Source organism: Aeromonas sp. SE22, from assembly GCF_038739755.1.
Lineage (GTDB): Bacteria > Pseudomonadota > Gammaproteobacteria > Enterobacterales > Aeromonadaceae > Aeromonas > Aeromonas jandaei.
In genome coordinates, this window is sequence record NZ_JBCGFD010000002.1 from 509,463 (window position 1) to 526,506 (window position 17,044).

Below are 17,044 nucleotides of genomic sequence, written 5' to 3' on the forward strand. Positions count from 1 at the left end.
TATCAGGATTGGCCGCGCAGACGGCGGGTCAGTGCAGGATCCAGACTGTTGTCAGCCAGCCAGATTGCGAGAAAGGCGGCCGAAAATCGGGGATCGTCGAGGGAACCAAGGCGTTTGTCTTGCCACCAGAAGTGGCCATGCCCCGCCTCATCGACATAGAAGGTGAGCCGATCGCCCGCAGCGACATCAGGCCAGATTGCAGCAAGTTGCTCCAGCCACTGTTTGCGCTCGGCATCGCTCCCCACCCCGAGGCGCTGCCACTCGGACGAAGTGGCGCCGAGCAGATCATCCCGCTCGATGGCTCTGGCATAGGTGAGGGTAAGCGCTTGTGGATAGTGGCCCGGCTGGTAGCGACCACTCTCGCTAAACAGGGTGGCGTCGTAGAGCTTGAACCAGAGCCAATGCATCTGCCCCTGCCCGACCGGACGCAGCTTCTGCCAGGGGAGTGTTGCCGCATCGCTGGTAGTCGCAACGAGCAGGCTCAGGGCGGCAAGGTGGAGGCTAATTCCACCCCATATGCCAGTGATTGGGGTCTTCGAGTTCATGCCAGTCCATCTCCTGTTCCTGCAGGGTATTGATATCCTGCATCACCACCTGCACCAGCTGGCCCTGCGCATTCCGCTGGCAGGCAACCACCAGATAGAAGCGATCTGTCAGCTCGTGCTGGCTCTCTTTGGTCCACTTGGAAAAAAGCAGCGTGTCGGTCGAAAAGGAGTTCATCATGACTCACCCTCCAGCTTGACCATTACCCACAGGAGTACGGGTAACCACCACATCCAGATCACTGCCAGCAGCGCCGCACTGATCCCGATGCCCCAGGGTAAGTGTACTGCCCCCATGACGGCTCCCGCCACATAGGAGGAGGTGCAGCCAACCATGCCAAACAACGCCTGCTGCCAGCGGGGCAGACGCAGCAGCCAGCGCATACCGTGGGCCAGCGTCAGGGCAAAACCGAGCCAGAGCAGAGCCAGCCAGAGGGGAAAACCGGCGGGAAAGCGGAACAAGCCGAGCTGCCAGAGCAGGGCATCCAGCAGACAGCCGGCCACCGCGATGGGGAGCAGCCGCCAGTCACACTGACGGCTGGGTGAGAAGAGAAAATGCAGCAGCAAGATCACCAGCAGCGGGCCCGGCTGCTGCCACTTCACCGCCAGCAACCAGTAGAGGTTGAATCCCAGCAGGTGAGCCCACTGCCACATGGTCAGTGACCGCTTACTGGCAAATCACCCGACCAGCCAGCGGGCCCCGGCTTGGCGGCCTCCAGCTGCACCAGACTGATGGTGCGCTCCCAGAATCCCCCCTCGCAATAGGCGAAGTAGAAGTGCCAGAGCCGGATGAAATCCTGGCTGTAACCGAGCTTGGGCAGCTCGGGTGCCAGCGCCAGAAAGCGCTCGCACCAGTGAGCCAGGGTTCGGGCATAGTGATGACCGTGATCGTGCAGCCGCACCAGCTGCATATCGGTCTCCCGTGCCAGCAACCCCGCCATCTGGGAGATGCTCGGCAGGCAGCCACCGGGGAAGATGTAGCGCTGGATGAAATCAACCCCGCGCAGATACTGGGCATGACGCTGATCGGCGATGGTTATGGCCTGAATGAGCAGACGGCCACCGGGCTTGAGCAGCCGCGACAGCTGGCGGAAATAGTCGGGCAGAAAGGCGTGGCCCACCGCCTCGATCATCTCGATGGAGACCAGCTTGTCATAGGTCCCTTCCAGCTTGCGGTAATCCTCCAGCAGCAAGGTGATGCGATCCTCCAGCCCCTCCCGCGCAATCCACTCCTTGGCATAGTCATGCTGAGCCCGGGAGATGGTGGTGGTGGTCACCCGGCAACCGTAGTGGCGCGCGGCATAGACAGCGAGGCCACCCCAGCCGGTGCCGATCTCCAGCAGATGATCGTCAGGCCCCAGCTCCAGCCGCTCGCAGATGGTGTGCAACTTGGCTTGCTGACCCTCTTCGAGAGTGGCCTCGGCGCTCGGATAGATGGCGCTCGAGTACTGCATATGGCTGTCGAGAAAACCCTGATAGAGGGTATTGCCGAGATCGTAGTGGGCGGCGATGTTGGAGCGCGAGCCGGTCAGGGTATTGCGATTAAGCCAGTGACGCACCTTGTTGAACGGGAAGCTGAGCCAGCCGAGGCGCCGTTCAAGGGAGTCAAGCAGGGTCAGATTGCGGGCCAGCAGACGCACCAGCGCCACCGGATCCGGACTAGTCCACAGCCCCTCCACCCAGGTTTCTCCGGCGGCAATGCTGCCCCCCAGCAACAGGCGGCGATAGAAGGCCGGATCCTGCACCACCAGTTCGGCATGCAGATCGGTACCCGCGACGCCAAAGCTGTAGCGCTCACCGCCATCTCGCAGCAGCAGCTGGCCATGTTCGAGGCGACCCAGCAGATTGAGCAGCAGTTGCCTTGCCCCCTTGTCGATAAAAGAGGCAGAGAGGGTTGATTGAGCAAGTTCCATTAGCGGCTCTCCGGATGGGTAAAAATCGGGGTTCGTTTGATAAAAAGACGCAGGGCCTGCCAGTAGATCCCGAGCAGCACCTTCATGGTCATCCATGGCCAGCGGGCCAGCAGGGCCACCAGCCCCTTGCGCGACAAGGGTTCGCGAGTGAGCGCCAGGGTGGCGTCAAACAGCTTGGCTTCACCGGATACGGGATGACTCTCGATGTGGATCAGTGTCTCCCGTGCGGGCGGCCTGATCCGCCAGTGATAACGCATCGCGAGCCCCATAAAGGGGGATACGTGAAAATCCTTGTCATGGGGTGCCAGCGCCGCCAGATCCAGCAGGTAGTAGTGACGCTCATTCCAGGGGGTGTTCGACACCTCCGCCAGCAGATAGCGCGCCTCTCCCTGCCGGTAGCAAAAGTAGAAGTTGACCGGGCTGAAGTAGAAGCCCAGACAGCGCACATTGCCGAGCAGTAGCACCCGCCCCTCAGGATCGGCATCGCCACCCAGCTCGCTCACCTTCTGCCACACCGCCTGCTTGAGGCTCCCCTCGCTGCCCTTGAGATAGTCATGGCGGTGAAACGAGAGCAGCCCAACCCGCTCCACCCCGAACCAGCGCCCCTGATCGAGCTGCGGCAGCTCGTCGAGATCCAGTCCCAGCATAAAGAGGCTGTAGGAGAAGGTGTGAGCCCGCGGTGCAAAACGGCGGTGGCGCACCGACCCCTGCCAGATGGCGCTGGTGACGCCAACCAGTTCGTCTGTACGCTCATGTTCGGTGGCCACGGTGGCGCCGTTCATAGCTCGGCTCCGAAGCGCCTGGCGACATCCAGCGCGCTGCGTACCCCATCCTCATGGAAGCCGTTATACCAGTAGGCGCCGCAGAAGTGGGTATGCTGTTGGCCACAGATCTCCGCACGCCGCTGCTGGGCAGCGATGGAGGCCTGATTGAACACTGGATGGTGGTAGACGAAGCGGCGCAGTACCTTGCTCTCATCCACCTTGCCCCTGGGGTTGAGGCTGACGCAGAAGGGCTCCGGCGAGTTAACCCCCTGCAGGATGTTCATGTTGTAGCTCACCAGCGGCCGCGCCTCGTCGTTGCCATCGAGCTGATAGTTCCAGCTGGCCCATGCCTTGCGGCGGGTGGGCAGGCAGCGCGCATCGGTGTGGAGCCAGACATCGTTGGCCTGAAAGGGCATGTCGCCGAGGATTGCCTGCTCCCGCTCGCCGGGATCCGCCAGCAGCGCCAGCGCCTGATCGCTGTGGCAGGCGAAGATCACCTCGTCAAACCGCTCCTCGCCGTAACTGCTCAGCATCACCACACCATCCGCTTCCCGTCGCACACTCTGCACCGGACAGGCGAGGCGGATCTGCGACTGCCATCCGGCGGTGAGTGGCCCGATATATTCCCGCGAGCCGCCCGGGATCACGTACCACTGGGGGCGATTGGCCACATCCAGCAGGCCATGGTTGGCAAAAAAGCGCAGGAAGAAGCCAAGGGGGAAGGCGCGCATATCGGCCAGGGTCGATGACCAGATCGCCGCCCCCATCGGCAAGATGTAGTGGCGGGCGAAGTAGTCGCTAAACTCCCCCGCCAGCAGAAAGTCTCCCAGCGTCAGCTCGGGGACTGCATCCTGCTGTTGGCCATCTGCCAGCCAGGCCCGCGCCTCCCGGTTGAAACGCAGGATCTCGGCGACAAAACCGTAGAAGCGCGGACTCAGCAGATTGCTGCGCTGGGCAAACAGGGTGTCGAGATTGTGGCCGTTATACTCCAGCCCCTCCGGACTCTTTACCGAGAAGCTCATCTCGGCCGGTTGCCGCGCCATGCCGATCCGCGCCAGCAACTTCAAGAAGTTGGGGTAGGTGCGATCGTTGAAGACGATAAAACCGGTGTCGATGGCATAACTGCGGCCAGCCTGATTCACATCGACGGTGGCGGTGTGGCCGCCCAAGGTCGGCGCCGCCTCGAACAGGGTGATGTCATGGAGTTTGTGGAGCAGAAAACCGGCGGTGAGCCCCGAGATCCCTGAACCGACGATGGCGATCTTTTTCTTCATGAATGGCTTCCTTTCGATACGAGTGCGCGGCCAAGGCGCAGCCAGAGCCCCACCGGCAGCGCACCAAGCAGGCGCAGCAACCAGATGAAACGGCGGGGAAAGTGGATCTGGTGACGACCAGCGGTCAGCCCGTCCATGATGGCGCGGGAGGCCTGCTCCACCGTCACCAGACAGGGCATGGGAAAATCATTTTTGGCGGTGAGCGGCGTCTGGACAAAGCCGGGGCGGATCAGGGTCACCCCGATCCCTTTGCTGGCCAAATCGAGGCGCAAGGTATCCGCCAGATAGTCGAGGGCCGCCTTGGAAGCGCCATACGCCTCGGCCCGCGGCAGCGGCAGCCAGCTCACCGACGAGCTGACAATGGCCAGCCGAGATCCTGCACCTAGCAGCGGCAAGAAGGCGGCCAGCGCATGACCGGTGGCGATCAGATTGGTCTCAATCACCCGGGCAAACAGCTCGCTGTCAAACCCCTCGCCGACATCCATGTACTCGCAGTTGCCTGCGTTGAGGATCAGCAGATCGAGGGATGGCAGCGTGGCAGCCACCCCGCTCATTGCGGCCAGATCCCGGGCATCGAACTGCAGCGGCGTGACGCCAGCCAGCCCCAGCGCCTGTAGTCGTTCGCCATCGCGACCACAGCCCCACACCTGCCAGCCTGCACGCCGGTAATCGAGCGCCAACTGGCGACCGATGCCGGAGGTCGCCCCGGTAATGAGCACCCGGCCGCTCATGCGCCCAGTCTCCCCTTGATGGCGCGCACCACGGGCCCGAGCAGCGGCAACTGCTCGTAGAGCATGGCGCCCAGGTCAAAATAGTCCCTGTGCTGGCACACCTTGCCCGCCTCGTCGAACTCGAGGCGGGTGGCCCCCTCCACCGTCACCGGCTCACCACCACGCAATCTGGGGTGCGAGAAGGTCATGGTCCAGCCGAGCCAGGCCTGCTGCCCTTGTTGCTGCTGACTGGTGATGACGAAACGGCAGTAGGCGAGGCGCTGATAGAGGGCGGCAAAATAGTCGCCAAGGGCCGCCAGCCCCTCGATACGGTGGGCCGGATCGGTAAAGACCACCTGTTCGGCATAGACCTCGGGCAAACGGTGCAACTGCTGTTTGTCCAGTTGCTGATAGAGGCCAATAAAGCGGGCCAGCGGCTCGTTCATCCTATTTCTCCAGAGAGCGAAACATCTCGATGGCTCTCACCCGGGCAACGGCGTGATCCACCATGGGTGCCGGATAATCCTGCCGCCCCTTGAGCCGCAGCCAGTCGTGGGGCTGATGCACATAAGCGGCGGGAATATCGGCAAGTTCAGTTACCCAGGTACGGATAAACTCCCCTTGTGGATCAAATCGTTGCCCCTGAGTGGTGGGGTTGAAGACCCGAAAATAGGGCGCCGCATCGGCGCCGGTACCCGCCGCCCACTGCCAGCCGCCGTTGTTGGCCGCCAGATCGCCGTCGATCAACCGACTCATGAAGTAATCCTCCCCAAGCCGCCAGTGGATATGGAGATCCTTGGTGAGAAAACTCGCCACGATCATCCGCAGCCGGTTGTGCATCCAGCCGGTAGCATTGAGACAACGCATCGCCGCATCGACGATGGGGTAGCCAGTGCGCCCCTCGCACCAGGCGGCGAAGGCATCCGGATCCCAACTCCACGGCAAGTCCGCCGTCTCGGGCTTGAAGGGGCGATTCATGGAGAGGGTCGGGATCAGCACCAGCAGATGGCGATAGAACTCGCGCCAGACAAGTTCGTTGAGCCAGACAAAGCCGGGCTGGGCCTTCGACTGGGGCCGATAGCCAAGGCGCTGCTGGAGCGCCGCCACACACTGACGCGGGCTGATGATGCCCGCCGCCAGATAGGGGGAGAGCACGGACGTGCCTGCGATGGCAGGAAAATCCCGGGTCTCGCCATAGTCGAGCACCGCCTGCTCCAGAAAATCGTTCAAACGGCGCCGGGCTTCCACCTCCCCCACCGGCCAGCGGGCATCAGCCGTCAGCTCGCCGAGCGTCTCATCAACCCACGCCCGCTCGGCCAGCGGATGCCACGGCAGTGGCTCGCCCCGTGGCGCAGGAGCGCGATGAATGACAAACCCCTCCTCATCGAGTGCCTTGAGCCAGGCACGGCTGAAGGGGGTGAAGACCTTGAACATCTCACCCGAACCGGTCAGCACCCGCCCCGGCGGCAATACGCAACAGCCGTTGAACCAGTGACAACTCACCCCCTGCTCTGCCAGCGCGGCGCTGACGGCGTGATCGCGGCGCTGCTCATCGATCTCGATAGCCTGATTGGCATAGAGCTGGGTCACCCCCAGCTCGCGGCAGAGGTCTGCCAGCGCAGCGGGTGCCTCGGCAAAGGTATCCACTCGCAGCAGATGGAGCGGAATGCCAAGCGCCGCCAGCTCGCGCCCCAACTCATCCACCTGCGCCAACATAAAGCGCTGACGAATCGGGGCCATTTTGTGCTGCTGCCACTGGGTGGGGGAGATGATAAAGAGCGCGGCTACCGGTTCATCACCGGCGCAGGCATGCCGCAGTGCCGGGTTGTCGGCAAGGCGCAGATCGTTACGCAACCAGACCAGCTTCATGATTTTTTCCTCCCGCGTCCGCCGGCGCCAGCCGCCGCAGGCATGCCCGCCATCGCCTCGGCAAGGCTCGCCTGCCAGCCGTGGGCTTGCAGCCACTCGCCATCGTAGAGGCGCCCCAGCTCGCCAAAGAAGCGGGTACCGGCGGGCCAGCTGGCAGCCAGCTCCTGTTTGCCAAGACCGGCTCCCAGCAATACCACCCAGGGGGTAACGGCACGTCCTTCCAGCAGGCTGACATGGCGGGGCTCCACCGCCCCCAGCAGTTGCACCTCATAGCCCTGACCGATCAGCTCGTAGGCGGCCCAGACCAGATCGAGTGGGCCCACCTGTCCCCAGCTCGCCAAGGTGATCGGCACGCCCTTCTCCTGCTCGATCAGGTGGCGGGCGAAGCGGGTATGCAGCCAGCCCAGCCACACCTGTTGCAGCAGCTCGCCATCGGGCCGCTCGCGCCACAGCCCCAGCAGTCGCTCTACCAGCGGTTGCAGTACCCGGCTGCGCACCAGCTCGAACGGGTAGCTCGCCAGCAGATCGTTAAGCTCAGCCTCCGCCTTGCGCTGGTTGAAGGCGAGCAGCGCCTGACTGAACTGCTCCAGGGTCTGCTGCCAGTGATCGCTCACCGGCTGGGCGTGAGGTTCGCTCAAGAGCCCCTTCACCTGCCCGATGCTCACCCCCCGCTCCAGCCAGCTCAGGATCTCGCCGATCTGGCGAATATCCTGCTCGCTGTAGAGGCGGTGGCCCTTTTCGGTACGGGCCGGCTGCACCAGACCGTAGCGGCGCTGCCAGGCGCGCAGGGTCACGGCGTTGACGCCAGTGAGGCGGGAGACCTCGCGAATGGGGTAGATCCCCTCATCAGCCAGAGGAGCAACTTCTTGCGGTAAATCAGACATGACAACGTCCATCAAACAGAGGGGTGAAGCGCCCCGGCGCAAGCCATGCGCCGGGGCAACAGAACGGATTCAGAGCCCGTAACGCAATTTGAGCGTATCGGGGTGCGGATTGAGATAAACCTGCTCGGCAAGGTAGGGATTGGGGTACTCGCGCAGGTAGTGGCGGATCAGGGTGAGCGGTACCAGCAAAGGGAAGATGCCGGTGCGGTACTTGTCGATGGTATCGGCCAACTCCTGCTTCTGGGCCGGGGTCAGCACCCGTTTGAAGTAGCCCTGCAGGTGCATCAGCACATTGGTATGGCTGCGGCGGTTAGCCCGCAGGGTCAGAGCAGCCATCAACCCCTTGATGTAATTGTCGGCTACCTCCTGCAAGTTGGCGGACTTGCCCAGATTGCCGAGCAGCTTGCCAAGCGCCCGGTAGTGGGTGGTGGCGTGGGAGAGCACCAGATACTTGTAGCGGGAGTGGAAGCGGATCAGCGCAGAGGCGGTGATGCCGCGGGCGCAGAGCTGCTGCCAGTCGTGGTAGGCAAAGACCCGCAGCACGAAGTTCTCGCGCAGGATGGGGTCGCACAGGCGGCCATCCTCTTCGACCGGCAACAGGGGGTTGGCCTCCATCAGCGCCCTGGCAAACAGGCCGATCCCCTCCTTGGCGCTCCCCTCGTTGTTGGCACCATAAATTCTCACCCGCTCCATGCCGCAGCTGGGGGATTTGGCACAGAGGATGTAGCCGGAGATAAAGTCGAGCTGGCGTGCTTTCTGCTCGCTGAAGGCAATCAGCTTTTCGGTGACATCGAAGCTGCCGTTGCTCGCCTCGGCGCGGATCTCGCCGTGACGCTTGACCAGCCTGATAGCGGCACGGGGCGCCCCGAGACCAATAGCCATCTCGGGACAGACGGGGTGGTAGTCAAAGTGAGCGCCAAGATCCCGTTCGCAGAAGCTGGAGCGCTTGTGGCCCCCGTCGAAACGCACCTCTTGTCCCAGCAGACAGGCACTGATACCGACTTTAATCTTGTACATGATAACGCTCCTTGTATAAGCATTGATTCAGTTATAGCAGTTATACAAAGAAATGGAAGTTGTATAACTATTGCCAACTGATACGACACAAGGAGAAAAAGAGGATCACCGGAAAAAGAAAAAACCCATGGCAAATGCCATGGGTAAAAATCAAGACACTACGGACTACGGGAAGGGGGATTAGAAGCTGTACTTCACACCCAGGCTGGAGATGGAACCCTGTTGCACATCCCACTTGCGGTAGGTGTAGTCGGCAGTCAGAGCCCAGTTCTGGTTGAGCTTGTAGGCGCCGCCCACTTTGAAGTCGTGCATATCGCCGGTCATGTTGGCGTAGCGGTAGGCAGTGGAGAGCTCGACATTGCCGATGTCGTAGCGCAGACCCACTTCGCCGTACATGCTGCCGCTGTTTTTGCGAGCAACAGCATCCCAGCCTTTGTTAGCGATATCGCTGGCAAGTTCACGCTCAAGCATGTAGCCGGTCACACCGGTTTCGCCGTAGAGGTTCAGACCTGTGCTGAGCGGGGTAAAGACACCGACACCGATGCTGGATATAGACATGCTGTCGTTGCCGCTGCTGCGAGAGGTGTACTCAGTGCTGCCACGACCGTAGAAATTGGAGCCGAAGCTCTTGGAGAGATCCAGGCTCAGACCGCCAAAATCACGGGTGCCTTTACTGTCATTGCTGAAGGTACCGTTGAGATAGTCGGACTTGGTATGAGCCCAGGTAGCCGCGCCCTTGGCGTAGCTGAAAGCATCCTGTGCCAGTGCAGAGGTAGAAGCAAAACCGGCCAGAACCAGAAGGGAAACAGCGCTCTTTTTCATCTCATTAACTCCATTGATAAGCTCGTCGAGCTGGTATGGAGTTATTGTGCGGGGACGGCGTGGCGTTGCCGAGCGGCAAGCTGTTGCCAAATCATGTCAGATGTAAGCAGATATTGCGGATGATGACAGGAGTTACAAATGGCTGGCGTGAGGCTCACGCCAGCCGGTAAACATTCAGCGGAAGACCACCTCGTCGATCTCGACTCGCACCAGCGGCTGACCGGTCAATCCGGCCGGACGGGCAACCTCGAGGGCCAGTGATGGACGCTCCTGCCCCTTGCGCAGATAGGTCTCCGGCAGACGGTTCTCGGCGACCCAGAAACGGGCCTCCTGACGGGAGAGCTGTACCCCCTCCTGACTGAAGAGCGTGACCCAGCCACGGACACCGACCACATTGCGGGTACCGGTATTGCCCACCATAAAGGTAAGCATCAGGGGATCTGTCCCCTCAACCTTGTCGAGCTTGACCACGATCCCGTCACGCGCTGCCTGTGACAGCAATTCGGGGTGTGCCTTGGCCTGATCGGTCAGCACGGGGGCCGATACCGCGACCACGGCGCCTGCTTTCGCCCCTTCGGCCAGCGCCTTGACGGGCTCGGCCGGCTTGACCACCAGATATTCCCAGGTGAAGTCATCGTTCAGTTGCACCTGACGACCATCAGGCAGGGTCACCTGGGTAACAGGAGCGGCCTGCGCCAACACGGGCGAGAGACAGAGAGCAACCAGCAGACGGGAGAAAGATTTCATGGCATGAACACTCGGTAACGGGTGAAAGGGCGACAGTATAAACAGTCGCGCCCCTCCTTGCCTATGACGGGACTCACGTTCCCGCTGTCGCAGGAGTCTAGATAGCCAGGTCGTGGCGCTCTTCCTGCACCATGTCGAGGGTCACCAGATCGAACTCGGTTCCTTTGAGCGCCATCAGGATGTCCGGCTGGAGATCAAAGGCCTGCGCCCGCTGGTGTTCAGGCAGACGCACCCGGGCCAGGGTCATGCCGCAATCGGAGAGGGTGTGAAAAAACACCTGCGCCTCGTCCAGCCCCATGTCGGCCAGCATCTGCTCGGCTTGATCCACCATCCGCAGGTAACGCTGCTCAAGCAGCCGTGGATTGGTGAAGCGATGGCTCAGGCAGCCATTGCCCCCCTTGCCCCAGCGACCAAGCTGGCGCTTGTTGAAGCCATAGCGAAAATCCCGCCGGGTCATCTGGTTGTCGGCAAAGAACCAGATAGTGTGGTCAGGCAGAGAACCGAATTCAGCCAGATACTCATCCCGCTCTTCCAGCGCCGCCGGCACCAGCAGCGGGAGATGGTTCCACTTTGGATGTGCCCCCACATGTTCACGCAAGCGGCGCACCGGATCGATCAGCCCCTCCATATGGGGCAGGCGATCGCAGAAGATCATTTCGTCGGTCTTGATAATCCAGTGATCGATACCGTAGCGCTGGCAGTAACGACGGGCTCGCGCCACTTCACTGCGGCTGCGGGTCGGGTTGTCAAAGGTGATGGCATGGATCTTCACGCCGCTGGCACGGCACATGTCGATGCTGTAACAGGACTCCAGTCGCCCGGAAAAAGAGACCACGACCTCCTCAAACCCGGCCAGCCGCTCAAGCATCTGCTGCTCGCGGGCCAGGAACGCATGATCATATCCCTGATTCAATAGAACGACATTGGCACCCATGACAACAGCTCCGACGGATCAACAACAGGTTCCGGTATTGTGCAACGGGCAAGCTGAATAGACCCTTAAAAAGGTCAGGATTTGTGGTTAAAACTTGATAATGATCTCTTGCGATTCGGCCCCGACATCTTCGTTCTGGGCATCATAAACCCGCAGCCGGGCCTGATGGATCTGGTGAGCACGAAGGAAACCTTCTGCTTGCTCCAGCGAGGTGAAGGTAAGCCGCCCCCCCTCGCTGTCGGTCAGGCAGAGGCACTCCCCTTCCGCTTCTATGCATAGTTGATAACCGCTGCCATCCTTGCAGGCGATCAGCAGGCTCGACTCCGGATAGTGACTGAGCCAATTGCGAAACCGGCCATGCTCCATAACGCTCCCAAAGGGGCATTACCCCTTGCCGGTGGCGGGCAAACAGCCCAGCTCAACCAGCTGCTGGCGGCAACTCGCCGCGTCGGTGAAGACCATGCCCCTGATGCCAAGGGCCTCTGCCGCCGCTACGTTGGCGGGGCTGTCATCGATGAAGATACACTCTGCCGGTTTGAGATCGAACGACACCAGCAGGTAGCGATAGATATCCGGCTCCGGCTTCATCATCCGCACCCGCGCCGAGACCACCTTGCCGCTGAAAAAGCGCCAGAAATCCTGATGCTGCTCCAGCCAGTCGATGCTGGCGTGCCCCATGTTGGAGAGGGCATAGAGCAAATGGCCCGCGCCGTGCAGCTCGGCCATCAAGGTTAGCATAGCGGGATCTGGCAACAGCGACGGAGGCACCGCCTGCAAAATCGCCAGGTTTTCTGCGGCGCTCAGCCCGGTTCTGCGCTCTGCCTGACGAGCCATGGTGTGCAGTGACATGGTGCCTCTGTCCACCTCCAGCCAGTCCTGATGATTGAACAGCCGCTCCGCCAGCTGAGCGGCCCCTTCCGGGCCACGCACCGAGCTCACTATGCCGACCGGATCCCAGCTCACCACCACCCGTCCCAAATCGAAAATAATCGCCATCGCAACCTCCTGCAGCGCTGAATCGCGGGCCAATATTCAGCTTCATATAAAGCCGTTTATACGCTTGCCACTTGACCGGATACCCTGCCCCCATCTCGCGGTGCGGGCAAGTTTTACTTGCATCGCAGCGGCAAATCCCTTAATGGTTATGACGTTACTTCAAGGACACACTTATGCACGCACCATTCTTCTTTGCTTTCTCGTTTATCCGGCCCGCTTGAGGGAAGGCCTGTCGTCGTGTGAACAGAAAGCAAAGACGAATCAAGCCTCCCCTCGCGGAGGCTTTTTTTTGCATCAATATCAATCGATTAATTGGATAGGGAACCATCATGGCAACGCTCGACGAGATCAGACAAGACATCACCCGGTTGGATCAGGAGCTGCTTGCCCTGCTGGCAAAACGCAAGACCCTCAGCATCGAGGTAGCACGAGCCAAGCAAGCCAACCCGCGCCCCATCCGTGACCACCAGCGCGAGCAGGAGTTGCTGGTCGCCCTGATCCAGCAAGGGCGCGTGCTGGGTCTTGATGCCCAATACATCACCCGCATCTATCACACCATCATCGAGGACTCGGTGCTCTCCCAGCAGGCCTATCTGCAGAGCCTGCTCAACCCGGAGCAGCAGGAGCCGATGACCAGCGTCGCCTATCTGGGGCCGCGTGGTTCCTACTCCAGCCTGGCCGCCCGCAAATATCTGGCGCGCTACAAGGATCAGGTGATCGAGGTGAACTGCCAGAACTTCCGCGAAGTGCTGGATGCGGTGGAGTCGGGTCGCGCCGCCTTTGGCGTGCTGCCCATCGAGAACACCAGCTCAGGCTCCATCAACGAAGTCTATGACGTGATGCAGCACACCAGCCTCTCCATCGTCGGCGAGCTGACCTACCCCATCGAGCACTGCATTCTCACCGCCGTGCCGACCGAGCTTGGCCGCATCAAGACCTTCTATGCCCACCCGCAGGTGTTCCAGCAGTGCTCCCACTATCTGAGCAAGCTGGAAGGGGTGCGCCACGAGATCTGCGACTCCTCCTCCAGCGCTATGATGAAGGTGAAAGAGCTGGCGAGCGCGGAGGCCGCCGCCATCGGCAGCGCCGCCGGTGGCGAGCTCTATGGCCTGGACGTGCTGGCCGAGCAGCTTGCCAACCAGAAAGAGAACTACAGCCGCTTTATCGTGGTGGCGCGCAAGCCCATCGACGTGGCGCCGCAGATCCCGGCCAAGACCACCCTCATCATGTCCACCTCCCAGAAACCGGGCTCGCTGGTGGAGGCGCTGCTGGTGCTGCGCAGCCACGAGATCAACATGACCAAACTCGAATCCCGTCCGGTGCAGGGCAACCCGTGGGAAGAGATGTTCTACCTCGACGTCTCCGCCAACCTCAACACCCCGGCGATGCAGGCTGCACTGGTGGAGCTGACCAAGATCACCCGCTACATCAAGGTGCTGGGCTGCTACCCGAGTGAGGATGTCAAACCGACCGCAGTGCCGCCGGTACTGATGGGCAAATAATCGAGCCAAGCGGCAAGAGGCGGGCATCATGCCCGCCTCTGTTTTTTCTGCCACCTGCCCACCTGAAGCGCTGAACAGGCTGTACCCAGGTGCCAAAACTCGCCACCACGGGCTATTTATTGTTCAGCAAAGCTAAATGACTATTCACCATCATCAAGCAAAAATTGACGATAAAGCCCGCTAAAAAGGCCCTTTCTGTGGCTAAATTGCCTGTCCAGAGCCATTTTCCCCTGCCGAACCCCGGATCCTGACTCTTCCCGATAACAAAAAGGCGAGCCGCTGGCTCGCCTTGAACACTCCGCTTTTGACCGGTTCACATCAGAACTGACCGGCCATCAGCTGGTTGATGTTGTAGAGGGCGCGAGTATCGAGCTCCATCTCGGTGGCATAGGTGTTGCCGCGCGGATAGGAGGCCACCACCCGGGCACCACGCACCACGCCAGCGACCGACACATCGAGCGAGTTGGAGGTCTGGGTCAGGTCACGATAGCTGCTCTGGCCGCGCACCTGCTGGCCATTGAGCTGCTCGGCCAGCTCGCGATAGGCATCCATCTTGGAAGCTCGGATCGCCTGCAGCATCTTCTCCGACTGGGAGGGGCCGGGCTGGATGTCGATCACCGCATAGCCCACCGCCTTGAGCACCGGAAAATCATCGGGCTTGCCACCCTGGGTGTAATCCGTCACCCGGTTGTAGCTGCAACCGGTGAGCAAGAGAGCCAGCAGGCAACCAAACAACATCTTCATGACTCGCTCCTTATGGGGTCAGGTTGACCAGATGACCACCCGGTCGGGCCTGACTGTCACGCATCAGATAACCGCGGTTAATCGATGCCCGACCAAACGAGTTGTTGGCACCGAACAGATATTTCTGCGGGATCAGGCTCTGGGCCGTGGTCTCGACCATCTTGGTACGCATGTCGATGATGCGGGCGTTGACCAGAACCCCCTTGCTGTTGCGACTGAAGGTGCCGACCAGAATGCGTGAGATGGGCTGACGGGGAGAGAGCTCCTTGTAGTTGCGGCTCAGCACAAAATCCCCTTGCGGCGTTACCTTGATGCTGCCGGTCAGCTTGAAGTCCACCACCACCTCGCCGCGGCGGTTGAGCTCGTAGATAAAGCTCTCCTCAATCTGCTGCCCCATCCAGTTGGTATCCTGCAGGGTATCGAGATCGACAAAAGAGGCTACCGCGATGGGATCGGTCAGAGTGGAGAGCGATTTGCGCTCCATCAGCTGATCGGTCATGCGTGCCACCAGCCAGTTGAGCTCCATCCCCTGCGCCGCCTGACGCGGATCCCCCTGATCCCGATTGATAGGGTCGGAGCCGCAGCCGGCCAATGCCAGAGCGAGCGCCAACGCCGTGATGAATTTGTTCATGGATACCTTTCCTGTATCTGCACCTGATTTGTTATCGGACGCGTCGGCCAAACCTTGAGCCGGGAATGAGGCATGATTCTTGCTGAAACACTCGCTGTTAAGCCAATCTCTGGCGGATGGTCAGAAAAACGCCATCGAACAACTGTTGTGATCCATGTCGGCCCGCCATGCCCTCTTCAAGAGAAGAGGCTGCGAGTCGCCTAATCAAGGTATCTGCTATGAAATTACCGCTGCTGTTGACCCTGCTGCTGGCCAGCCTGAGTGCCCGCGCCGAGCTTATCGAAGCGCAGGGCAGTGCTGCCATTCTGGGGGGGGATGAAGTCTACGCCCGTGAACAGGCGACTCGCGATGCCCTGCGTCAGGCTCTGCTGGCCAGCGGCGCCGCCGTCTCCAGCGTGCAGCGCCTGGAAAATGGCAGCCTGCGATCCGAGCAGATCCAGATCCGCTCCGGCGGTGACATTCGCCAGTACCGCCTCAAACGGGAAGAGGTGCGCAACGGCCGCATGTACATCACCCTGGTGGCCGACATTCAGGCCGAACGCCAGATCTGCCAGACCCAGCACTTCGCCAAGGATTTGACACTGGTCAGGCTGCGCCTGCGCTACCCCGATCAGGCCAGCTACGGCGCCATGGATGACATGCCGGAAAACCTCTCGCGCCGGCTGTTCGAAACCCTCGCCAACGCCCCGCAAGGGGTCGCGGTGCGCCAGTGGCTGGATGAAAACCTGCGCATCGACCCGCTTCACCTGCAACAGGGGGATCGCAGCGCCCTCGAGGAGATCAAAGCGCTCAGCCTGCGCACCGACAGCCAGTATCTGGTGCTCGGCAGCATCGACGATCTCTCCATCGAACTGCAGGGCAACCAGCTGACCAGCTGGTATCAGGATCCCGTGCGCAATTTTCGCATGCAGCTCTACCTGTTCGACGGCATCAACGGCAGCCTGATCAACCGTAAGGTCTATGAAGGGCGCGCCACCTGGACCTTCGGCAAACGGGATCAGGTGGGCAGCAACAGCGGCCAGTTCTGGCAGTCGAGCTACGGCCAGGAGGTCAACTACCAGCTGCAGCAGGCCGCTCAGGATCTGGTGGCCCAGCTCACCTGTGCCCCGGTCACCGCCCGGGTGGTCGGCCAGAACGAACGCGGTCCCTACATCAATCTCGGCCGACGCAACGGAGTCAAGCTCGGCGACCAGTTCCGGATCCAGCACAACGCCGACTTCATCGACCCCTACGGCAAGTCCCGCATGATGCGCAACCCGGCCGACGGTCTGTTCGAAGTGGTGCAGGTGTTCGACGACGGCGCCATCATTCGCAGCCAGAACAAATATTCACCATTCAACATCCAGAACGGGGATTTGGCAGTATTGGAATAGGAATCAAGGGTTTAAAAGGGAGTTGCTTCTTGTATAATGCCCGCCACAAGGCTCCCGTAGCTCAGTAGGATAGAGCGGTCCCCTCCTAAGGGACAGGCCACTGGTTCTTATGTACTATAGGTTTTAGTGCGATAGAAAACATGATAGAGTAGGTTGTGATCGAGGCGTAGCTCAATTGGATAGAGCATCCCCCTCCTAAGGGGAAGGTTGTGGGATCGTGCCCCACCGTCTCGGAATTTTTCCTCCATAAAACAATAGGTTGTATGGAAAAAGTAAAGGTGATTCGCTTAAGTGCGTATCACCTTTTTTTTATCTATCAACT

General features: G+C 60.8%; 20 protein-coding genes, 1 tRNA gene and 1 other annotated feature. Of the genes, 3 read left to right on the forward strand and 18 right to left on the reverse strand.

Going from position 1 to position 17,044, the window contains the following annotated elements:
* Positions 1–2 precede the first annotated feature (2 nt).
* The 16 genes from AAHA39_RS06190 to AAHA39_RS06265 form a co-directional block, all read right to left on the reverse strand.
* Positions 3–545, reverse strand: coding sequence for a chalcone isomerase family protein (locus tag AAHA39_RS06190; RefSeq protein WP_320656686.1), 543 nt, complete (start codon positions 543–545; stop codon positions 3–5).
* Complete coding sequence (locus tag AAHA39_RS06195; RefSeq protein ID WP_033114239.1) at positions 502–720, reverse strand: TIGR02450 family Trp-rich protein; 219 nt, start codon at positions 718–720, stop codon at positions 502–504. The genes AAHA39_RS06190 and AAHA39_RS06195 overlap by 44 nt, the downstream gene beginning before the upstream one ends.
* Complete coding sequence (locus tag AAHA39_RS06200) at positions 720–1,196, reverse strand: DUF2878 domain-containing protein (protein WP_320656685.1); 477 nt, start codon at positions 1,194–1,196, stop codon at positions 720–722. The genes AAHA39_RS06195 and AAHA39_RS06200 overlap by 1 nt, the downstream gene beginning before the upstream one ends.
* Before the next feature lie 2 nt (positions 1,197–1,198).
* A complete protein-coding gene (locus tag AAHA39_RS06205) occupies positions 1,199–2,455 on the reverse strand; it encodes a cyclopropane-fatty-acyl-phospholipid synthase family protein (protein WP_320656684.1) in 1,257 nt (418 codons plus the stop codon).
* Positions 2,455–3,237, reverse strand: coding sequence for a DUF1365 domain-containing protein (locus AAHA39_RS06210; RefSeq protein ID WP_320656683.1), 783 nt, complete (start codon positions 3,235–3,237; stop codon positions 2,455–2,457). Before AAHA39_RS06210 ends, AAHA39_RS06205 begins: the two co-directional genes overlap by 1 nt.
* Positions 3,234–4,493 (reverse strand): NAD(P)/FAD-dependent oxidoreductase, encoded by a 1,260-nt coding sequence (locus tag AAHA39_RS06215; RefSeq protein WP_320656682.1) that lies wholly within the window; start codon positions 4,491–4,493, stop codon positions 3,234–3,236. The genes AAHA39_RS06210 and AAHA39_RS06215 overlap by 4 nt, the downstream gene beginning before the upstream one ends.
* Positions 4,490–5,224, reverse strand: coding sequence for an SDR family NAD(P)-dependent oxidoreductase (locus AAHA39_RS06220; protein WP_320656681.1), 735 nt, complete (start codon positions 5,222–5,224; stop codon positions 4,490–4,492). The genes AAHA39_RS06215 and AAHA39_RS06220 overlap by 4 nt, the downstream gene beginning before the upstream one ends.
* Complete coding sequence (locus tag AAHA39_RS06225) at positions 5,221–5,649, reverse strand: nuclear transport factor 2 family protein (protein WP_042658379.1); 429 nt, start codon at positions 5,647–5,649, stop codon at positions 5,221–5,223. Before AAHA39_RS06225 ends, AAHA39_RS06220 begins: the two co-directional genes overlap by 4 nt.
* Before the next feature lies 1 nt (position 5,650).
* A complete protein-coding gene (gene phrB, locus AAHA39_RS06230) occupies positions 5,651–7,072 on the reverse strand; it encodes a deoxyribodipyrimidine photo-lyase (protein WP_320656680.1) in 1,422 nt (473 codons plus the stop codon).
* Positions 7,069–7,956 carry a MerR family transcriptional regulator gene (locus AAHA39_RS06235; RefSeq protein WP_320656679.1) on the reverse strand — a complete coding sequence of 296 codons (888 nt, stop codon included), beginning with the start codon at positions 7,954–7,956 and terminating at the stop codon, positions 7,069–7,071. The genes phrB and AAHA39_RS06235 overlap by 4 nt, the downstream gene beginning before the upstream one ends.
* A gap of 69 nt (positions 7,957–8,025) precedes the next feature.
* Positions 8,026–8,973, reverse strand: coding sequence for a YbgA family protein (locus AAHA39_RS06240; RefSeq protein ID WP_139394956.1), 948 nt, complete (start codon positions 8,971–8,973; stop codon positions 8,026–8,028).
* A gap of 180 nt (positions 8,974–9,153) precedes the next feature.
* Positions 9,154–9,795, reverse strand: coding sequence for an autotransporter (locus tag AAHA39_RS06245; protein ID WP_043851730.1), 642 nt, complete (start codon positions 9,793–9,795; stop codon positions 9,154–9,156).
* A gap of 174 nt (positions 9,796–9,969) precedes the next feature.
* Positions 9,970–10,542, reverse strand: coding sequence for a DUF3157 family protein (locus AAHA39_RS06250; protein WP_043851729.1), 573 nt, complete (start codon positions 10,540–10,542; stop codon positions 9,970–9,972).
* Between the two features lie 97 nt (positions 10,543–10,639).
* Positions 10,640–11,476 (reverse strand): 7-cyano-7-deazaguanine synthase, encoded by an 837-nt coding sequence (locus AAHA39_RS06255; protein WP_042032130.1) that lies wholly within the window; start codon positions 11,474–11,476, stop codon positions 10,640–10,642.
* An 87-nt stretch (positions 11,477–11,563) separates the two neighbouring features.
* Entirely contained in the window at positions 11,564–11,842 is a 279-nt protein-coding gene (locus AAHA39_RS06260; protein ID WP_033114194.1) for a DUF6482 family protein, read from the reverse strand.
* 18 nt (positions 11,843–11,860) lie between these two features.
* Entirely contained in the window at positions 11,861–12,472 is a 612-nt protein-coding gene (locus AAHA39_RS06265; RefSeq protein ID WP_203977328.1) for an HAD family hydrolase, read from the reverse strand.
* 169 nt (positions 12,473–12,641) lie between these two features.
* Positions 12,642–12,763: a sequence feature (Phe leader region), on the forward strand.
* A 38-nt stretch (positions 12,764–12,801) separates the two neighbouring features.
* On the opposite strand from AAHA39_RS06265, the gene pheA reads away from it, so the two are divergent.
* Complete coding sequence (gene pheA, locus AAHA39_RS06270; RefSeq protein WP_320656678.1) at positions 12,802–13,974, forward strand: prephenate dehydratase; 1,173 nt, start codon at positions 12,802–12,804, stop codon at positions 13,972–13,974.
* Positions 13,975–14,292: 318 nt separating this feature from the next.
* Here pheA and AAHA39_RS06275 read toward each other — a convergent pair whose 3' ends face one another.
* Both AAHA39_RS06275 and AAHA39_RS06280 read right to left on the reverse strand, forming a co-directional pair.
* Positions 14,293–14,718 carry an LPP20 family lipoprotein gene (locus tag AAHA39_RS06275; RefSeq protein WP_041208020.1) on the reverse strand — a complete coding sequence of 142 codons (426 nt, stop codon included), beginning with the start codon at positions 14,716–14,718 and terminating at the stop codon, positions 14,293–14,295.
* Positions 14,719–14,728: 10 nt separating this feature from the next.
* Positions 14,729–15,349 (reverse strand): FlgO family outer membrane protein, encoded by a 621-nt coding sequence (locus tag AAHA39_RS06280; RefSeq protein ID WP_320656677.1) that lies wholly within the window; start codon positions 15,347–15,349, stop codon positions 14,729–14,731.
* Positions 15,350–15,567: 218 nt separating this feature from the next.
* Here AAHA39_RS06280 and AAHA39_RS06285 point away from each other — a divergent pair, with 218 nt between their 5' ends.
* Both AAHA39_RS06285 and AAHA39_RS06290 read left to right on the forward strand, forming a co-directional pair.
* Positions 15,568–16,722, forward strand: a complete 1,155-nt coding sequence (locus AAHA39_RS06285; RefSeq protein WP_320656676.1) for a flagella assembly protein FlgT — start codon at positions 15,568–15,570, stop codon at positions 16,720–16,722.
* A gap of 160 nt (positions 16,723–16,882) precedes the next feature.
* Positions 16,883–16,956: transfer RNA gene (locus AAHA39_RS06290), tRNA-Arg, on the forward strand.
* The last annotated feature ends 88 nt before the right edge of the window (positions 16,957–17,044 follow it).

Excerpts from the sequence above, each read along its gene's own strand:
- AAHA39_RS06265 (WP_203977328.1), bottom strand. The coding sequence starts at position 12,472 with ATGGCGATTATTTTCGATTTGGGACGGGTGGTGGTGAGCTGGGATCCG.
- AAHA39_RS06260 (WP_033114194.1), bottom strand. The coding sequence starts at position 11,842 with ATGGAGCATGGCCGGTTTCGCAATTGGCTCAGTCACTATCCGGAGTCG.
- AAHA39_RS06200 (WP_320656685.1), bottom strand. The coding sequence starts at position 1,196 with ATGTGGCAGTGGGCTCACCTGCTGGGATTCAACCTCTACTGGTTGCTG.
- AAHA39_RS06195 (WP_033114239.1), bottom strand. The coding sequence starts at position 720 with ATGAACTCCTTTTCGACCGACACGCTGCTTTTTTCCAAGTGGACCAAA.
- AAHA39_RS06225 (WP_042658379.1), bottom strand. The coding sequence starts at position 5,649 with ATGAACGAGCCGCTGGCCCGCTTTATTGGCCTCTATCAGCAACTGGAC.
- AAHA39_RS06220 (WP_320656681.1), bottom strand. The coding sequence starts at position 5,224 with ATGAGCGGCCGGGTGCTCATTACCGGGGCGACCTCCGGCATCGGTCGC.
- AAHA39_RS06190 (WP_320656686.1), bottom strand. The coding sequence starts at position 545 with ATGAACTCGAAGACCCCAATCACTGGCATATGGGGTGGAATTAGCCTC.
- AAHA39_RS06240 (WP_139394956.1), bottom strand. The coding sequence starts at position 8,973 with ATGTACAAGATTAAAGTCGGTATCAGTGCCTGTCTGCTGGGACAAGAG.
- AAHA39_RS06285 (WP_320656676.1), top strand. The coding sequence starts at position 15,568 with ATGAAATTACCGCTGCTGTTGACCCTGCTGCTGGCCAGCCTGAGTGCC.
- AAHA39_RS06280 (WP_320656677.1), bottom strand. The coding sequence starts at position 15,349 with ATGAACAAATTCATCACGGCGTTGGCGCTCGCTCTGGCATTGGCCGGC.
- phrB (WP_320656680.1), bottom strand. The coding sequence starts at position 7,072 with ATGAAGCTGGTCTGGTTGCGTAACGATCTGCGCCTTGCCGACAACCCG.
- AAHA39_RS06255 (WP_042032130.1), bottom strand. The coding sequence starts at position 11,476 with ATGGGTGCCAATGTCGTTCTATTGAATCAGGGATATGATCATGCGTTC.
- AAHA39_RS06215 (WP_320656682.1), bottom strand. The coding sequence starts at position 4,493 with ATGAAGAAAAAGATCGCCATCGTCGGTTCAGGGATCTCGGGGCTCACC.
- AAHA39_RS06275 (WP_041208020.1), bottom strand. The coding sequence starts at position 14,718 with ATGAAGATGTTGTTTGGTTGCCTGCTGGCTCTCTTGCTCACCGGTTGC.
- pheA (WP_320656678.1), top strand. The coding sequence starts at position 12,802 with ATGGCAACGCTCGACGAGATCAGACAAGACATCACCCGGTTGGATCAG.
- AAHA39_RS06205 (WP_320656684.1), bottom strand. The coding sequence starts at position 2,455 with ATGGAACTTGCTCAATCAACCCTCTCTGCCTCTTTTATCGACAAGGGG.
- AAHA39_RS06235 (WP_320656679.1), bottom strand. The coding sequence starts at position 7,956 with ATGTCTGATTTACCGCAAGAAGTTGCTCCTCTGGCTGATGAGGGGATC.
- AAHA39_RS06245 (WP_043851730.1), bottom strand. The coding sequence starts at position 9,795 with ATGAAAAAGAGCGCTGTTTCCCTTCTGGTTCTGGCCGGTTTTGCTTCT.
- AAHA39_RS06210 (WP_320656683.1), bottom strand. The coding sequence starts at position 3,237 with ATGAACGGCGCCACCGTGGCCACCGAACATGAGCGTACAGACGAACTG.
- AAHA39_RS06250 (WP_043851729.1), bottom strand. The coding sequence starts at position 10,542 with ATGAAATCTTTCTCCCGTCTGCTGGTTGCTCTCTGTCTCTCGCCCGTG.